This is a genomic window from Streptomyces sp. A012304 (assembly GCF_026008495.1).
In the GTDB taxonomy this organism is placed as follows: domain Bacteria; phylum Actinomycetota; class Actinomycetes; order Streptomycetales; family Streptomycetaceae; genus Streptomyces.
The window spans coordinates 184960-200892 of sequence record NZ_BQUN01000103.1 but is presented as its reverse complement, the minus strand read 5'-3'; the positions used below and the strand labels follow the sequence as shown (position 1 = coordinate 200892).

Below are 15933 nucleotides of genomic sequence, written 5' to 3'. Positions count from 1 at the left end.
GGGTTTGCCGGTACCTGAGTCCGGATGTGCCGCCCTCAACCGGTCTCCGACGGGTCCCCATATGCGGAGCGGGGCTCCAAGAGGCTCACGGAGGCACTCAGCGCTTCCGGGTGTCAACCCTTGGCTACCGTGGAGTCAGGTGCGAAAGCTCCTCCGCGCGCCGGGGTCGCGCGGGCGCTCAGAACGACGGCCGGAGCGGTACGAATGGACCGCTCCGGCCGGAAATACGTGACGCATGTCACCCGCGCGCGGGCCGCTCACCCATAGGTGTCACCGGGTCCCGAGCTGCCCGGGGCGCGCAGCGGGCCGTAGCGGCGGGCCGGGCCGCCGGGTCCCTGCACCCTGATCTGCCGCACCCGGCCGTGCCCGAGATCCTCGTTCAGCCGGGCCACGAGCGTCGGGGCGAGCAGCCGCAGGTTCGTCGCCCAGGCCGTGGAGTCGCAGCGCACGACCAGCACCCGCTCGTCCTCGTCGTAGCGCTCCGGCACACAGTGGTTGGCGACGTCCTCGCCGACGATCTGCGGCCAGCGGCCCATCACGCCGCCCACCGCGGCCGGCGCCTCCCAGCCGCGCTCGGTCAGCAGCCGGTTGATCGCGGCGCCGAGCGCCATCGGGTCACGGCCGTCCGCGCGCGCGCCGGAGCGCAGGCCGCCCCCGCGCCGGGCCTGCTTCTTCTGCTGCGCCACGTCCCCCCGCGCGCGTGCCTGTTCCCGCGCCGCCCTGAGCGCCACGCGCGCGAGGTCGACGCCGGACGGCTCGGGCGTCCGCCTCGGCTCCTGCTGTCCGGTCATACGCGCTCCACCGTCCCGTCCGCCACCGCGTACCGGGCGCCGGTCAGCACATCCGGTACGTCGTCGTCGACCGCGGCCGTCACCAGCACCTGCTCGCCGGGTGCCACCAGCTCCGCGAGCCGCTCACGGCGGCGGGCGTCCAGCTCCGCGAAGACGTCGTCGAGGACCAGCACCGGCTCGTTGCCCTCGGCCCGCAGCAGGTCGTAGGAGGCCAGGCGCAGCGCGAGCGCGTACGACCAGGACTCGCCGTGGGAGGCGTATCCCTTGGCGGGCAGCTGACCGAGTTTGAGCAGCACGTCGTCGCGGTGGGGGCCGACGAGGGTGACGCCCCGCTCGATCTCCTGCTTGCGGGTGTCGGCGAGGGCGGCCATCAGCTGGTCGTGGAGCTGCTCGCGCGCCTGTGCCTCGCCGGGGGCCGACGGCTTGTACTCCAGGGCGATGGGACCGCCGCCGGGGGCCAGCTGTTCGTACGCCTTGTCGGCGAGCGGCTGGAGCGCGGCGACCAGGTCGAGCCGCTGGGCGAGCAGCTCGGCGCCCACGCGCGCGAGGTGCTGGTCCCAGACGTCGAGGGTGGACAGGTCCAGGGAACGCCCGCCGTGGCGCCGGGCCAGCGCGGCCGATTTCAGCAGGGTGTTGCGCTGCTTGAGGACCCGGTCGTAGTCGGAGCGCACACCGGCCATGCGCGGGGAGCGGGCGGTGATCAGCTCGTCGAGGAAGCGCCGCCGCTCACCGGGGTCGCCCTTGACCAGCGCGAGGTCCTCGGGCGCGAACAGCACGGTCCGGACGATCCCCAGCACGTCCCGGGGCCTGCCCGGCGAGGACCGGTTGATACGGGCGCGGTTGGCCTTGCCCGGGTTCAGCTCCAGCTCGACCAGCTGCTGGCGCTCGCCCTGTCTGACCTGCGCCCGGATGATCGCGCGGTCGGCGCCCATGCGCACCAGGGGCGCGTCGGAGGAGACCCGGTGGCTGCCGAGGGTGGCGAGGTAGCCGACGGCCTCGACCAGGTTGGTCTTGCCCTGCCCGTTGGGGCCGACGAAAGCCGTGACGCCCGGGTCGAGCGGGACTTCGACCCGGGCGTAGGAGCGGAAGTCGGCCAGCGACAGATGCGTGACGTGCATGGTCGTTTCGCCGACCTCCCCGGACGTTCAGGTGGTGCTGGTGTGGTGCCTGGTTACTTCTTCTCGACCGCGTGGCCGCCGAACTGGTTGCGCAGCGCCGCGATCATCTTCATCTGAGGCGAGTCCTCCTGGCGGGAGGCAAACCGCGCGAACAGCGAGGCCGTGATCGCCGGCAGCGGCACGGCGTTGTCAATGGCCGCCTCGACGGTCCACCGGCCCTCGCCGGAGTCCTGGGCGAAGCCGCGCAGCCTGTCGAGGTGCTCGTCCTCGTCGAGGGCGTTGACGGCGAGGTCCAGCAGCCAGGACCGGATGACCGTCCCTTCCTGCCAGGAGCGGAAGACCTCGCGGACGTTCTCCACGGAGTCGACCTTCTCCAGCAGCTCCCAGCCCTCCGCGTAGGCCTGCATCATGGCGTACTCGATGCCGTTGTGGACCATCTTCGCGAAGTGGCCGGCGCCGACCTTGCCGGCGTGCACCGAGCCGAAGTCGCCCTCGGGCTTGAGGGCGTCGAAGATCGGCTGCACCTTGGCGACGTTCTCCGCGTCGCCGCCGTACATCAGCGCGTAGCCGTTCTCCAGGCCCCAGACGCCGCCGGAGACGCCGCAGTCGACGAAGCCGATGCCCTTGGCGGCCAGCTCCTCGGCGTGCTTCTCGTCGTCCGTCCAGCGGGAGTTGCCGCCGTCCACGACGACATCGCCCGGCTCCAGCAGCTCGGCGAGCTCGTCGATCGTCGACTGGGTGGCGGCGCCGGCGGGGACCATCACCCAGACGACGCGCGGGCCCTTGAGCTTGCCCACAAGCTCTTGCAGGCTGTGGACGTCCGCGAGGTCCGGGTTGCGGTCGTATCCGACGACGGTGTGGCCCGCGCGGCGGATCCGCTCGCGCATGTTGCCGCCCATCTTGCCGAGGCCGACGAGACCGAGCTCCATCAGTTGTTCCTTAGGTCGCTGTGTGGCGTGGGGGGGCACCTTCGTACCCATGTCCGAGCCTAAACCCGGACCGTCACGCACACCTGTGGGCATACGCGCTCAGACGCACACCCTCACCTGCGGGTTTCGCCCACAGGCCGGGGGATGTTCTCCACGGCCTGTGGACAACGTCCGACGATCAGCCGCTCAGGCGCACCGGCATGATCAGGTACTTGTAGGCCTCGTCCGCCTCCGCGTCCACCGCCGGCTTGCCGCTGAGCAGCGCGGGCTTGGTGGACGTCGTGAAGGACAGCTGGGCCACCGGGGAGTCGATGGCGCTCAGGCCGTCCAGCAGGAAGGTCGGGTTGAAGGCGATGGAGATGTCGTCGCCCTCGAGCTGAGCGTCGACCCTTTCCACAGCCTGTGCGTCGTCGCTGGAGCCGGCCTCCAGGATCAGCACGCCCTGCTCGAAGCTGAGCCGCACCGGGGTGTTGCGCTCGGCGACCAGCGCCACACGCTTGACGGCCTCCACGAAGGGGGCGGTCTCGATCACGGCGACGGAGTTGAACTCCGTCGGGAACAGCGTGCGGTACTTCGGGAGGTCGCCCTCCAGCAGACGCGTCGTGGTCCGGCGGCCGGCGCCCTCGAAACCGATCAGGCCCTCGCCCGAGCCCGAGCCGGACAGCGCCAGGGTGACACTGTCGCCGCTGGTCAGAGCCTTGGCGGTGTCCAGGAGGGTCTTGGCGGGCACCAGGGCGACCGCCGAGGCGTCCGGGTTCTCCGGCTTCCACAGGAACTCGCGGACCGCGAAGCGGTAGCGGTCGGTGGAGGCCAGGGTGACGGTGTCGCCCTCGATCTCGATGCGCACACCGGTCAGGACGGGCAGCGTGTCGTCACGGCCGGCGGCGATGGCGACCTGGGCGGCCGCGGAGGCGAAGACCTCACCCGGCACGGTGCCCGTGGCGTTCGGCATCTGCGGCAGCGACGGGTACTCCTCCACCGGCAGGGTGTGGAGAGTGAAGCGGGACGAGCCGCAGACCACCGTCGCCCGTACACCGTCTGTGGAAATCTCCACCGGGCGGTTGGGGAGGGCGCGGCAGATGTCCGCGAGCAGACGGCCGGAGACGAGGACCGTGCCCTCCTCCTCGACCTCGGCCTCCACCGACACGCGCGCGGAGACCTCGTAGTCGAAGCTGGAGAGGCTGAGGGCGCCGTCGTCGGCCTTCAGCAGCAGGCCGGCGAGGACAGGCGCCGGCGGACGGGCCGGGAGGCTGCGCGCCGCCCAGGCCACTGCCTCCGCGAGTACGTCGCGTTCCACCCGGATCTTCACTGTTGCCGCCTCCTGCTGTTGCCGGCGCTCTCGCCCTGCCTGGCCTTCGTCGTCTGTCTCGGTGTCGTCGGCCCCTGTGAGGGGAAGGACCACCGGGACCAGTCTGACGCACCGCACTGACAGTAGGTGCCCCTCGGGGTCAAGTCGTGACGAGGGGCAGCCGAGGGCCGAGGGGCGAGTTGTGCACAGGACCCCCTTCGAAACGGATTCCGGGCTCTCTCTAGTCGGGAGTAGTAGTAGGGCCTGTGGAAACCGTGGATAACTGTGTTTTCGCAGCTCAGAGGCGAAATTTTGTCCACCGGGCCTGTGGGCGGAGGCGGTGGACAACCAGGGTCGTCTGTGGAGAACAGAAAGTTCTGCACACCCCATGCACAGGGTGGGGCGAGTTCTCCCCAGCGCCGTCCCCAGCTTTACCCACGTTTCCCACAGCCCAACCCGGCAGCTTCGTGTGACGCCTTTCACTCGACGCGGTGAGGAGACGCGTCGGGTTGCCGAACAGTGGACAGCCATGTGGAGAAGCGGGCTCTCACTGGGGACAACCGGACCGATCCTGTGGGTTGCCCGTGGACAACTTCGTGCACAGGGTGTGGATCGCCGCGTTGTCCACACCCTGTGGAGATCCTTCGTCCACGAATCCACAACCGGGTGACCTGGTCTGATGGTCCTTCAACAGGCTCACCTGTGGACGCGATCTGGACAACTCCACAGTCCCCAGGTTGTGGACGGGAAAAACTCACCGAATCTGTGGAGAGTGGCCGTAACCCGGCCGCTAATCGAACAGGCGGTGACGGGGCGGGGGCGACGTGAGCGGGCCGCAGGCGAGTCGCGGGGAGGCGGCACGGCAGCGACAGAGCGGTCGGCGGTGCGTCGACAGGGCGGTCGGCGGTGCGTCGACCGTGCGTCGGCGGTAGTCGCGGCGGGGTTTCCGCGGATCGCCGGCGCCGCCTGGAGATGGCTCTGCCGTTGGTCGGCGGCGCTCGGAGGGCTCTCTGCCGTTGGTCGGCGGCGTCTGGAGGGTGCTCTGCCGTTCGCGGCGCGCATGGCAGAGACGCCGAGGAGCTCTCGGCGTCTCTACGCGGGGGCCACCGCCGTGGGGACGGCTCGTTCAGCCGGCCTCGTTCAGCCGGCCTTGATGCGGTTGGTCAGCTCCGTGACCTGGTTGTAGATGGAGCGCCGCTCGGCCATCAGGTTGCGGATCTTGCGGTCGGCGTGCATCACCGTCGTATGGTCACGGCCGCCGAACAGCGCGCCGATCTTCGGCAGCGACAGGTCGGTCAGCTCGCGGCACAGGTACATGGCGATCTGGCGGGCCGTGACGAGCGCGCGGCCACGCGACGTGCCGCACAGGTCCTCGACCGTGAGGCCGAAGTAGTCGGCAGTCGCGCTCATGATCGCCGTGGACGTGATTTCGGGTGCCGAGTCCTCGCCGCCGGGGATCAGGTCCTTCAGGACGATCTCCGTCAGGCCCAGATCCACCGGCTGCCGGTTGAGCGACGCGAACGCCGTCACCCGGATCAGCGCGCCCTCCAGCTCACGGATGTTCCGCGAGATCCGCGAGGCGATGAACTCCAGCACCTCGGGCGGAGCGTTCAGCTGCTCCTGCACCGCCTTCTTCCGCAGGATCGCGATGCGCGTCTCCAGCTCGGGCGGCTGGACGTCGGTGATCAGTCCCCACTCGAAACGGTTCCGCAGCCGGTCCTCCAGCGTCACCAGCTGCTTCGGCGGCCGGTCGGAGGACAGCACGATCTGCTTGTTCGCGTTGTGGAGCGTGTTGAAGGTGTGGAAGAACTCCTCCTGCGTCGACTCCTTGTCCGCCAGGAACTGGATGTCGTCGACCAGGAGGATGTCCATCTCCCGGTACCGCTTACGGAAGCTGTCGCCCTTGCCGTCACGGATGGAGTTGATGAACTCGTTGGTGAACTCCTCCGAGCTCACGTACCGCACGCGCGTGCCCGGGTAGAGGCTTCGCGCGTAGTGCCCGATCGCGTGCAGCAGGTGCGTCTTGCCGAGCCCCGACTCTCCGTAGATGAAAAGGGGGTTGTATGCCTTCGCCGGCGCCTCGGCGACGGCGACCGCCGCCGCGTGCGCGAAGCGGTTGGACGCGCCGATGACGAACGTGTCGAACAGGTATTTGGGGTTCAGTCGCGCGGTCGGCTCACCGGGACCGCCCGCCTGCGCGGACCCCGAGCCCGAAGGGCCGGGCGCGCCGGGCGCCCCGGGACCGGCCTGACCGGGGCCGACCGGGCCGCCGCGGTGCGGATGACCCCCGCCCGGCGGCTCCGGCAGCTCACGCCGCACCGCGTCCCGCTGGTCGTACTCGGGGCGCGACGGCTCGTAGCCGGAGGGGTCGTAGGACGGCCGCTCCATCGCCTGCGGGCGGTAGTCCTGCGGCGCCGATCCGTACGCGTCCTGACCAGGAGACCCGTAGGACTCCTGCGACGGCGACGCGTACGGGTCGCGCTCAGGGAAGCCCAGGCGCTGCTGCTGCCACCCGTACTCGTCCTGGGAGGGCCGAGGCCAGGCGCCCGGCTCGGGGCGCTGGTACTCGGCCGGGTAGGCGGGCCGGGCGGTGGGCAGCGGGTCGGGGCGGGCGCCGTGGTCGTCGGAAGGGCCCGGCGGCTGTTCGCCGCGGTGGCGGCCGTAGCTCTCGTACTGACCTTCGTAGGGACGGTCGTACGGGGTGTCGTAGCTGCTGTCGTACTGCCCCGCGTACTGGCCGGCCGGCCGCTCGGGCTCCTCGTAGCGCGGCTGCGCCGGGGCCGGCGGCGCGGGCGCAGCCGGGGACTCGCCCGCAGAGTCGTCGACGGTGATCGCGATACGGATCGGCCGGCCGCACTCCCGGCTCAGGGTCTCGCTGACGATCGGCGCGAGACGCCCCTCCAGCACGCCCTTCGCGAATTCGTTCGGTACGGCGAGCAGGGCCGTGTCGGCGACCAGCGCCAGCGGCTGGCAGCGGCGGATCCAGTGCTCGTCCTTCGCCTCGACGCCCTGCCCTCGGCCCTCACCGAGGAGCTGCTCCAGTACGCGTGGCCACACTGCGGCAAGATCGGCAGGTACGTCAGCCACAGGGCACGCTCTCTCACAGGTCCCTCGAAAGTGTGATCGTGGGACGGGTCGGGATGTCAGTCGGGTGGGGCGGGTCGGAGGAAAAGTGTTGGGGCGGGGACAAGGGAACGAATCGGAGTTCAGCCACGGTAGTCAGCGCGGCGGGTACGGTTCAAGTTGTTGTCCCCAGGCTGTGGACAGTGTCTCCCGCCCGCTGCTGGTTTGACCGGATGACGCAGCCCCGCGTACCGTAACCAGGTCGAGTTGTCGATGGCTGCTGCCGCCTGCCTCCGATGGGCACAGATCGCGTCAGGTGATCGGGAAGCGGTGCACTCGGGCGTTAACGCGAGCTACTCGTGGGCGCACGGTGACAGCCAGGCCGGCACCCCGCCACTACCGATCGATTTCTGGAGCCCCCGAGTGAGCAAGCGCACCTTCCAGCCGAACAACCGTCGTCGCGCGAAGACCCACGGCTTCCGGCTGCGTATGCGCACCCGTGCCGGCCGCGCGATTCTCGCGTCCCGCCGTAGCAAGGGTCGCGCCCGTCTGTCCGCCTGATCCCGGTCAGGTCATGCCGTCGTGCTGCCCACCGAGAACCGGCTGAGGCGGCGCGAGGACTTCGCGACCGCGGTACGAAGGGGCCGTCGGGCCGGACGCCCGACCCTCGTCGTCCACCTTCGAAGCGGTGCCACGGACCCGCACGCGCCTGGGGAGAGCGCTCCCCCGACGCGTGCGGGTTTCGTCGTGAGCAAGGCAGTGGGTGGTGCGGTCGTGCGCAACACGGTGAAGCGCAGACTGCGCCATCTGATGCGCGATCGAGTCGCTCTGCTTCCCCCCGGTAGCCTGGTAGTCGTACGGGCGCTGCCCGGTGCGGGCGACGCCGACCACGCACAGCTGGCCCAAGACCTGGATGCCGCCCTTCAACGGCTGTTGGGAGGGGGCGCGCGATGAAGTACCCGCTGCTGGCCCTGATCAAGCTCTACCAGTGGACGATCAGTCCGCTGCTCGGGCCGGTCTGCAAGTACTACCCCTCGTGCTCCCACTACGGCTACACGGCCATCGACCGGCACGGTGCGATCAAGGGAACGGCCCTGACGGCCTGGCGCATCCTGCGGTGCAACCCGTGGTCGCTGGGAGGCGTGGACCATGTCCCGCCGCGCAAGCGTCCGCGGTGGCACGAGATGCTGCGTGACGCATGGCGCGCACGCAAGGGCGGGCCCTCCGCCGCCGAAACGGCCACCGAGGAGAATTCTTCTTCGAGCCCGGCCGCAGAGACCCCGTCCCATGCCCAAGGAGCATGATTAGTGGACACGATTGCCAGCCTCTTCAGTTTCATCACAACACCCGTTTCCTGGGTCATCGTCCAGTTCCACAAGGTGTACGGCGCGCTCTTCGGCCCTGACACCGGGTGGGCCTGGGGCCTGTCCATCGTGTCCCTGGTGATCGTGATCCGGATCTGCCTGATCCCGCTCTTCGTGAAGCAGATCAAGGCGACGCGGGCCATGCAGACGCTCCAGCCCGAGATGAAGAAGATCCAGGAGCGCTACAAGAACGACCGGCAGCGTCAGTCCGAAGAGATGATGAAGCTGTACAAGGAGACGGGCACCAACCCGCTCTCCTCGTGCCTTCCCATCCTGGCGCAGTCACCGTTCTTCTTCGCCCTGTACCACGTGCTCAACAGCATCGCCAACGGTGACACCATCGGTGTGATCAACCAGAAGCTGCTGGAGAGCGCGCAGCAGGCGCACATCTTCGGTGCCCCCCTGGCCGCGACTTTCACGGACAGCGCCTCGGAGGCCGCGGCGCTCGACGCCTCGATCACCACTGTCCGCATCGTCACCGCGATCATGATCGTCCTGATGTCGCTGTCGCAGTTCTACACGCAGCGTCAGCTCATGACGAAGAACGTCGACACCACGGTGAAGACGCCGTTCATGCAGCAGCAGAAGATGTTGATGTACATCTTCCCGATCATGTTCGCCGTCTTCGGCATCAACTTCCCGGTCGGCGTCCTCGTCTACTGGCTCACCACCAACCTGTGGACCATGGGCCAGCAGATGTACGTCATCCACAACAACCCCACCCCGGGTTCCAAGGCCCAGGCGGCTTACCTGGAGCGCCTGCACAAGCGGGTCACGCACCACGGCAAGACCCGCGGCCGTGGTGAGAAGGCCATCGTCAAGGCCATCGTGACCAAGGGCCGTGACCGCAATGAGTACGAGCGCAAGTTCATCAACGGTCTGACCAAGGTGGGCCTCGTGGCCCAGGCCGACGGCTCCGTGATCAAGGGCGAGGCCCAGACCGTCACCGAGTCCGAGGACGGCGTGACGACCGCCACCGGCAGGCGCCAGCAGCCCAAGCGCCAGAGCAAGGCTCAGCGACAGTCCGGAGGCCCGAAGGCGGCCGGCGAGACCACCTCGCTGAGCAAGTCCGACGAGCCTGAGGACGCCAAGCCCGCCGCCGTCAAGAAGACCCCTGCCAAGCCCGGCACCGGTGGCCGCAGCAAGGCCCAGAGCGGGCAGCGCAAGGGCGGTCCGCAGCGCCCCAAGTCCCCGTCCAAGAAGTAAGAAGGAGCCCATCCCGTGACGGAAGGCACCACCTCCGCCGCCGCCGAGGGTGCAGACACCCTGACCCGCCTGGAGCAGGAAGGCGAGATCGCGGCGGACTACCTCGAGGGTCTGCTGGACATCGCCGACCTCGACGGCGACATCGACATGGACGTCGAGGCCGACCGTGCCTCTGTGTCGATCATCAGCGACACGGGCAGCCGCGACCTGCAGAAGCTGGTCGGCCGGGACGGCGAGGTGCTGGAGGCGCTCCAGGAGCTGACGCGTCTGGCCGTGCACCGGGAGACCGGCGACCGCAGCCGGCTGATGCTGGACATCGCGGGCTACCGCGCCAAGAAGCGCACCGAGCTCTCCGAGCTGGGTGCCAAGGCCGCAGCCGACGCGAAGAACAGCGGCGAGCCGGTGAAGCTCAAGCCGATGACCCCCTTCGAGCGCAAGGTCGTCCACGACGCGGTCAAGGCGGCCGGCCTGCGCAGCGAGTCCGAGGGCGAGGAGCCGCAGCGCTTCGTCGTCGTCCTCCCCAACTGATCGGTTCACACGTTCCTCCGGCCCCGTCTGTTGCGCAGGCGGGGCCGGTCTTTGTCAGCCTGTAGTTCTGGTGGTCAGCGCTGAACGCGCTGATGCGGTACGGAAGGACGGTCCCCGTGACGGAGGCAGCGGAGCTCCCCCCTGCGCCCGAGCAGGCACGCGAGGTATTCGGTGATCGCTTCGCTGATGCGGTCCGGTACGCCGAGCTCCTCGCCGAGACCGGCGTGCAGCGTGGGCTCATCGGTCCTCGGGAGGTGCCCCGCCTGTGGGAGCGGCACCTGCTGAACTGCGCGGTGCTCTCCGAGGCCGTCCCGGAAGAGGTGACCGTGTGCGATGTCGGCTCCGGTGCCGGTCTGCCCGGCATCCCTCTGGCGCTGGTGCGGGACGACCTCAAGATCACCCTTCTGGAGCCGCTGCTGCGGCGCACGAACTTCCTGACCGAGGTCGTCGAGCTTCTCGGCCTGGACCATGTGACCGTCGTGCGCGGACGCGCCGAAGAGGTCATGGGCAAGCTGCCCCCGGTCCATGTGGTGACCGCCCGGGCCGTTGCACCGCTGGACCGCCTGGCCACCTGGGGCATTCCGCTGCTGCGTCCTTACGGCGAGATGCTCGCCCTCAAGGGCGACACCGCCGAGGAAGAACTGAAGAGCGCGGCCACCGCCCTGAGCAAGCTCGGCGCAGTGAGTACGTCGATCCTCCACGTCGGTGAGGGCATCGTCGATCCGCTCTCCACAGTCGTGCGCGTCGAGGTCGGGGAGAGCCCCGGTGGTGTACGGTTCGCGGCCAAGCGGGCCAAGGCGGCCCGGACAGGGCGGGCCCGCCGCCGTCGCTGATCCGGCCGGAAGGCCGACCGTACTCCGCACAAGCTGCCCAACCTACGCAAGACGGAGTGTCGCGACAGTTCGGCCCCGGGTGCTGTGCATCGTGTTTCACGTGAAACGTCGCTCACTGCTGCACGGCATCATCAGTCGGGGCCGCGCTGCGGCCGCACCCCGCGGGCGAAAGCCGCTCGGTTCCCTCGCCAAGGGGGCGGAGTTGTCCACAGAGGTGGATTTCTCCACAGAACCCCAGGCCTCACTGGTTCATGACCCCGAAGACATGGCAGGCTCTGTTCATTGCGAGCTTGAAGTCGAGGAGAGTGAATCCTTGCGGTCCGACGCCAACATCGCGGGACCGATGACCGACCCGGTCCCCGGTCCCCGTACCGAGCCGTTGGGGGAGGATGTTTCACGTGAAACACCGCCCCCGATGGACGACACCCCGATCGGTCGTGCGGCCCAACTGGCGGTGGAGGCTCTGGGCCGCGCCGGCGAGGGTCTGCCACGTCCCGAGCAGACCCGCATCATCGTGGTCGCCAACCAGAAGGGCGGCGTAGGCAAGACGACGACGACCGTCAACCTTGCCGCATCCCTGGCCCTGCACGGCGGCCGTGTCCTGGTGATCGACCTTGACCCCCAGGGCAATGCGTCCACCGCTCTGGGGATCGACCACCACGCCGAAGTCCCGTCCATCTATGACGTGTTGGTGGAGAGCCGCCCGCTCGCGGAAGTGGTTCAGCCGGTTCCCGATGTCGAGGGCCTCTTCTGTGCCCCCGCCACCATCGATCTCGCCGGTGCGGAGATCGAGCTGGTCTCCCTCGTGGCACGCGAGAGCCGACTGCAGCGAGCCATCCAGGCCTACGAGCAGCCGCTGGACTACATCCTCATCGACTGCCCGCCCTCCCTCGGCCTGCTGACCGTCAACGCGCTGGTCGCTGGCCAGGAGGTCCTCATCCCGATCCAGTGCGAGTACTACGCACTGGAGGGCCTTGGGCAGCTGCTGCGCAACGTCGACCTGGTGCGGGGGCACCTCAACCCCGCCCTGCATGTGTCGACCATCCTGCTCACCATGTACGACGGCCGGACGCGCCTCGCGTCGCAGGTCGCGGAGGAGGTGCGCACCCACTTCGGTGACGAGGTGCTGCGGACGAGCATTCCCCGCTCGGTCCGTATCTCCGAGGCGCCGAGCTATGGGCAGACGGTGCTGACCTACGATCCTGGATCGAGCGGCGCCCTCTCCTATCTTGAGGCGGCCCGAGAGATCGCGCTGAAGGGCGTCGAGGTCAGCTATGACCCCACCCACGCCCACATCGGCGCACAGCACAACCCGAACATGGTGGAGGGGATCCAGTGAGTGAGCGACGGAGGGGGTTGGGCCGTGGCCTTGGCGCACTGATCCCTGCGGCCCCGACGGAGAAGACGCCGGCGTCGACTGCGGTGGGAAGCGTGGCTTCCACGTCACCGGCGGCCGTCCCGGTCCTGACAACCGACCGCGGTGTAGCCGCGGCGAAGGTGGCCACGCTGCCGCCTGTTTCACGTGAAACCGAGGACCTGTCGGCGAGCGGTGCCTCGGAAGTGCCCGCGCCACCCATGGGCGCCCACTTCGCCGAGATCCCCCTGGACGCCATCACGCCGAACCCACGCCAGCCGCGCGAGGTCTTCGACGAGGACGCGCTGCAGGAGCTGATCACCTCAATCAAGGAAGTCGGCCTTCTCCAGCCCGTCGTCGTACGGCAGCTCGGTCCCGGCCGCTATGAGCTGATCATGGGTGAGCGGCGCTGGCGGGCCTGCCGCGAGGCCGGCCTGGAGGCCATCCCGGCGATCGTGCGGGCGACGGAGGACGAGAAGCTCCTTCTGGACGCGCTCCTGGAGAACCTGCACCGGGCGCAGCTGAACCCGCTGGAAGAGGCCGCCGCCTACGACCAGTTGCTGAAGGACTTCAACTGCACGCACGACCAGTTGGCGGACCGCATCGGCCGGTCCCGGCCGCAGGTCTCCAACACCCTGCGTCTGCTGAAGCTTTCGCCGGCGGTGCAGCGGCGGGTCGCCGCCGGGGTTCTCTCGGCCGGCCACGCCCGGGCGCTGCTGTCCGTCGAGGACTCGGAGGAGCAGGACCGGCTGGCTCACCGGATCGTGGCCGAAGGGCTGTCGGTGCGGGCCGTCGAGGAGATCGTGACCCTCATGGGCTCGCGTCCGCAGACGACTCAGCGTGCCAAGGGCCCGCGTGCCGGTGGCCGGGTCTCACCGGCGCTGTCCGACCTCGCCACCCGGCTCTCGGACCGCTTCGAGACGCGAGTGAAGGTCGACCTGGGGCAGAAGAAGGGGAAGATCACCGTCGAGTTCGCCTCGATGGAGGACCTGGAGCGGATCCTCGACTCGCTCGCCCCAGGTGAGGGACCCGTTCTGCAGAAGGGTCTTATCGAGGGTGACTCGGCGGAGGTGGACGGCTGAGCCGCCCCGAGTCCAGGGCTGTTGAACGCAGCGGATCATGAGGGCGGGGCGTGTCCCGGGGTGTACCGGGACACGCCCCGCTCTTTGCTTTCAGGCGGTGTCGATGGAATCCCATCGTGGATACGATGCGTTGGGGTATGGCGCATCCACCAGGCACCTCTGAGGGGGAGGCGGGGGTCATGCGAACGATGAGCCGGACCGGACTGGTGAGCGTGGGACTGGGACTGGGCGCGGTCGGCGGCTTCGTCGGCAGTCTGCTCAGAGAACGTAATGCTCTGACAGCCGCTCGCGACGCTGCGGGCGAAGGAAGCGAGGAACAGCCTTCATGGGGCGTCGGCTCGTACCGCTCACGCTGGACAACCTTCAGGACCTTCCCCAGCGCTGCCGCTCGTGCGTCTTCTGGGAGCTGGACCCCGTCAGCAGTGAGGCCGCGGTAAGAGCGGGCACGGCCGCCATGGAGAAGGAGGCCTGGATCTCGGCGGTCCTGCTCGACTGGGGATCTTGCGGCCGGGTGGTCTATGTCGATGACGTCCCGGTGGGCTTCGTGCTGTACGCACCGCCCGCGTACGTCCCCCGCTCGACGGCGTTCCCCACGAGCCCGGTGTCACCCGACGCGGTGCAGTTGATGACCGCGTTCATCATGCCGGGCTACCAGGGCCAGGGACTCGGCCGGGTGATGGTCCAGACGGTCGCCAAGGATCTGCTGCGCCGAGGCTTCAAGGCGATCGAGGCGTTCGGGGACGCCCGCTGGAAGGAGCCGGCGTGTCTTCTCCCAGCCGACCATCTGCTGGCGGTGGGCTTCAAAACCGTTCGCCCGCATCCCACCCACCCTCGGTTGAGGCTGGAGCTGCGCACCACGCTTTCCTGGAAGGAAGACGTGGAGATGGCGCTCGACCGACTCCTGGGAGCCGTGCAGAAGGAGCCGGCGCTACGACCGCTGTGAGCCGCTCGGCGACAAACGAATGGGCCAGCCCTTCCGGGCTGACCCATTCGTGTTTCACGTGAAACGTCACTCGGCGATGAAGTCCTCGAGGTCGCGGACGATCGCGGCCTTCGGCTTGGCGCCAACGATGGTCTTGGCGACCTCACCGTTCTGGTAGACGTTCAGCGTCGGGATGGACATGACGCCGTACTTGGCGGCCGTACCCGGGTTCTCGTCGATGTTGAGCTTGACGACCTCGATCTTGTCGCCGTACTCGTTGGCGATCGCCTCGAGGGACGGAGCGATCTGGCGGCACGGACCGCACCAGGCAGCCCAGAAGTCCACCAGGACGGGCTTGTCGCTCTTGAGGACGTCCTGCTCGAAGGAGTCGTCGGTCACGTTCTTGAGGTCGGCCACGGCGGGCTCCTTTAACTGATGGGTGCGGTGGGGCGGGAGAGGGTCAGACGGCGGTCTTCTCGGGCTCCGCCTGCTCCTCGTCCGCGAGGGCGGCGAGGAAGCGCTCGGCGTCGAGAGCGGCGGAGCAGCCGGTGCCGGCGGCGGTGATCGCCTGGCGGTAGGTGTGGTCGACCACATCACCGGCGGCGAAGACACCGGTCACGTTCGTCCGGGTGGAGGGCGCGGCCACCTTCAGGTAGCCCTCCTCGTCCAGGTCGAGCTGGCCCTTGAAGAGCTCGGTGCGCGGGTCGTGGCCGATCGCGATGAACAGGCCGGTCACCGGCAGGTCGGAGAGCTCCCCGGTCTTGAGGTTGCGCAGCTTCAGACCGGCCAGCTTCGGGTCGCCCTGGATCTCGGCGACCTCGCTGTCCCAGATGAACTTGATCTTCGGGTCGGCGAAGGCGCGCTCCTGCATCGCCTTGGAGGCGCGCAGGGTGTCCCGGCGGTGGACGATCGTCACGGACTTGGCGAAGCGCGAGAGGAAGGTGGCCTCCTCCATGGCGGTGTCGCCGCCGCCGATCACAGCGATGTCCTGGTCCTTGAAGAAGAAGCCGTCACAGGTGGCGCACCACGAGACACCGCGGCCGGAGAGGGCGTCCTCGTTCGGCAGACCGAGCTTGCGGTGCTGCGAGCCGGTGGCGACGATGACGGCCTTGGCGCGGTGGACCGTGCCGGCGGTGTCCGTGACGGTCTTGATCTCGCCGGAGAGGTCGACGGAGACGATGTCGTCCGGGACGAGCTCGGCACCGAAGCGCTCGGCCTGGCCACGCATGTTGTCCATGAGCTCGGGGCCCATGATGCCGTCCTGGAAGCCGGGGAAGTTCTCCACCTCGGTCGTGTTCATCAGCGCGCCGCCCGCGGTGACGGCGCCTTCGAACACCAGCGGCTTCAGCGACGCGCGCGCGGTGTACAGCGCCGCCGTGTAGCCGGCGGGCCCGGATCCGATGATGATCACGTTACGGACGTCGCTCACGGCTTGATTCCTCGTCTCTGGTCTGC

General features: G+C 69.0%; 16 protein-coding genes. 9 read left to right on the top strand and 7 right to left on the bottom strand.

Going from position 1 to position 15933, the window contains the following annotated elements:
- Window positions 1-257: 257 nt before the first annotated feature.
- The 5 genes from ALMP_RS26615 to dnaA all read right to left on the bottom strand — a co-directional run bounded on the left by ALMP_RS26615 (window position 258) and on the right by dnaA (window position 7213).
- Window positions 258-791, bottom strand: a complete 534-nt coding sequence (locus ALMP_RS26615; protein ID WP_264932796.1) for a DUF721 domain-containing protein — start codon at window positions 789-791, stop codon at window positions 258-260.
- Window positions 788-1909 (bottom strand): DNA replication/repair protein RecF, encoded by a 1122-nt coding sequence (recF, locus tag ALMP_RS26610; protein WP_264932794.1) that lies wholly within the window; start codon window positions 1907-1909, stop codon window positions 788-790. Before recF ends, ALMP_RS26615 begins: the two co-directional genes overlap by 4 nt.
- Window positions 1910-1962: 53 nt before the next feature.
- Complete coding sequence (gnd, locus tag ALMP_RS26605) at window positions 1963-2838, bottom strand: phosphogluconate dehydrogenase (NAD(+)-dependent, decarboxylating) (RefSeq protein ID WP_264932792.1); 876 nt, start codon at window positions 2836-2838, stop codon at window positions 1963-1965.
- Between the two features lie 178 nt (window positions 2839-3016).
- Window positions 3017-4147: a DNA polymerase III subunit beta gene (gene dnaN / locus ALMP_RS26600; RefSeq protein ID WP_264932790.1), complete on the bottom strand. Its 1131-nt coding sequence runs from the start codon at window positions 4145-4147 to the stop codon at window positions 3017-3019.
- Between the two features lie 1119 nt (window positions 4148-5266).
- Complete coding sequence (gene dnaA / locus ALMP_RS26595) at window positions 5267-7213, bottom strand: chromosomal replication initiator protein DnaA (RefSeq protein WP_264932788.1); 1947 nt, start codon at window positions 7211-7213, stop codon at window positions 5267-5269.
- A 399-nt stretch (window positions 7214-7612) separates the two neighbouring features.
- Between dnaA and rpmH the strand changes: the two genes are divergently transcribed.
- The 9 genes from rpmH to ALMP_RS26550 all read left to right on the top strand — a co-directional run bounded on the left by rpmH (window position 7613) and on the right by ALMP_RS26550 (window position 14499).
- On the top strand, window positions 7613-7750 hold the full coding sequence (gene rpmH / locus ALMP_RS26590) for a 50S ribosomal protein L34 (RefSeq protein WP_003956500.1): 138 nt from the start codon (window positions 7613-7615) through the stop codon (window positions 7748-7750).
- Window positions 7751-7771: 21 nt separating this feature from the next.
- Complete coding sequence (rnpA, locus tag ALMP_RS26585) at window positions 7772-8143, top strand: ribonuclease P protein component (protein WP_264932766.1); 372 nt, start codon at window positions 7772-7774, stop codon at window positions 8141-8143.
- Complete coding sequence (gene yidD, locus ALMP_RS26580; protein ID WP_264932764.1) at window positions 8140-8493, top strand: membrane protein insertion efficiency factor YidD; 354 nt, start codon at window positions 8140-8142, stop codon at window positions 8491-8493. The genes rnpA and yidD overlap by 4 nt, the downstream gene beginning before the upstream one ends.
- A 3-nt stretch (window positions 8494-8496) precedes the next feature.
- A complete protein-coding gene (gene yidC / locus ALMP_RS26575) occupies window positions 8497-9759 on the top strand; it encodes a membrane protein insertase YidC (RefSeq protein WP_264932762.1) in 1263 nt (420 codons plus the stop codon).
- Window positions 9760-9774: 15 nt separating this feature from the next.
- Entirely contained in the window at window positions 9775-10287 is a 513-nt protein-coding gene (locus ALMP_RS26570) for a R3H domain-containing nucleic acid-binding protein (RefSeq protein ID WP_264932761.1), read from the top strand.
- Window positions 10288-10403: 116 nt separating this feature from the next.
- Window positions 10404-11120: a 16S rRNA (guanine(527)-N(7))-methyltransferase RsmG gene (rsmG, locus tag ALMP_RS26565; RefSeq protein ID WP_264932760.1), complete on the top strand. Its 717-nt coding sequence runs from the start codon at window positions 10404-10406 to the stop codon at window positions 11118-11120.
- 265 nt (window positions 11121-11385) lie between these two features.
- Window positions 11386-12459: an AAA family ATPase gene (locus ALMP_RS26560; protein ID WP_309299543.1), complete on the top strand. Its 1074-nt coding sequence runs from the start codon at window positions 11386-11388 to the stop codon at window positions 12457-12459.
- Window positions 12456-13556, top strand: coding sequence for a ParB/RepB/Spo0J family partition protein (locus ALMP_RS26555; protein ID WP_264932758.1), 1101 nt, complete (start codon window positions 12456-12458; stop codon window positions 13554-13556). Before ALMP_RS26560 ends, ALMP_RS26555 begins: the two co-directional genes overlap by 4 nt.
- 325 nt (window positions 13557-13881) lie before the next feature.
- Window positions 13882-14499, top strand: coding sequence for a GNAT family N-acetyltransferase (locus tag ALMP_RS26550; RefSeq protein ID WP_264932756.1), 618 nt, complete (start codon window positions 13882-13884; stop codon window positions 14497-14499).
- A gap of 66 nt (window positions 14500-14565) precedes the next feature.
- Here the strand turns inward: ALMP_RS26550 and trxA are convergent, their stop codons facing one another.
- Together trxA and trxB are read right to left on the bottom strand one after the other, a co-directional pair.
- The gene (trxA, locus tag ALMP_RS26545; RefSeq protein ID WP_189931557.1) at window positions 14566-14895 is read right to left on the bottom strand and encodes a thioredoxin; all 330 of its coding nucleotides are present in this window, start codon (window positions 14893-14895) and stop codon (window positions 14566-14568) included.
- Between the two features lie 43 nt (window positions 14896-14938).
- Window positions 14939-15907, bottom strand: coding sequence for a thioredoxin-disulfide reductase (gene trxB, locus ALMP_RS26540; protein WP_264932752.1), 969 nt, complete (start codon window positions 15905-15907; stop codon window positions 14939-14941).
- Window positions 15908-15933: the final 26 nt, after the last annotated feature.

Bases quoted from the DNA above. Each gene is read 5' to 3' on its own strand.
- ALMP_RS26615 (WP_264932796.1), bottom strand. From the start codon at position 791: ATGACCGGACAGCAGGAGCCGAGGCGGACGCCCGAGCCGTCCGGCGTC.
- recF (WP_264932794.1), bottom strand. From the start codon at position 1,909: ATGCACGTCACGCATCTGTCGCTGGCCGACTTCCGCTCCTACGCCCGG.
- gnd (WP_264932792.1), bottom strand. From the start codon at position 2,838: ATGGAGCTCGGTCTCGTCGGCCTCGGCAAGATGGGCGGCAACATGCGC.
- yidD (WP_264932764.1), top strand. From the start codon at position 8,140: ATGAAGTACCCGCTGCTGGCCCTGATCAAGCTCTACCAGTGGACGATC.
- ALMP_RS26560 (WP_309299543.1), top strand. From the start codon at position 11,386: ATGGCAGGCTCTGTTCATTGCGAGCTTGAAGTCGAGGAGAGTGAATCC.
- ALMP_RS26550 (WP_264932756.1), top strand. From the start codon at position 13,882: ATGGGGCGTCGGCTCGTACCGCTCACGCTGGACAACCTTCAGGACCTT.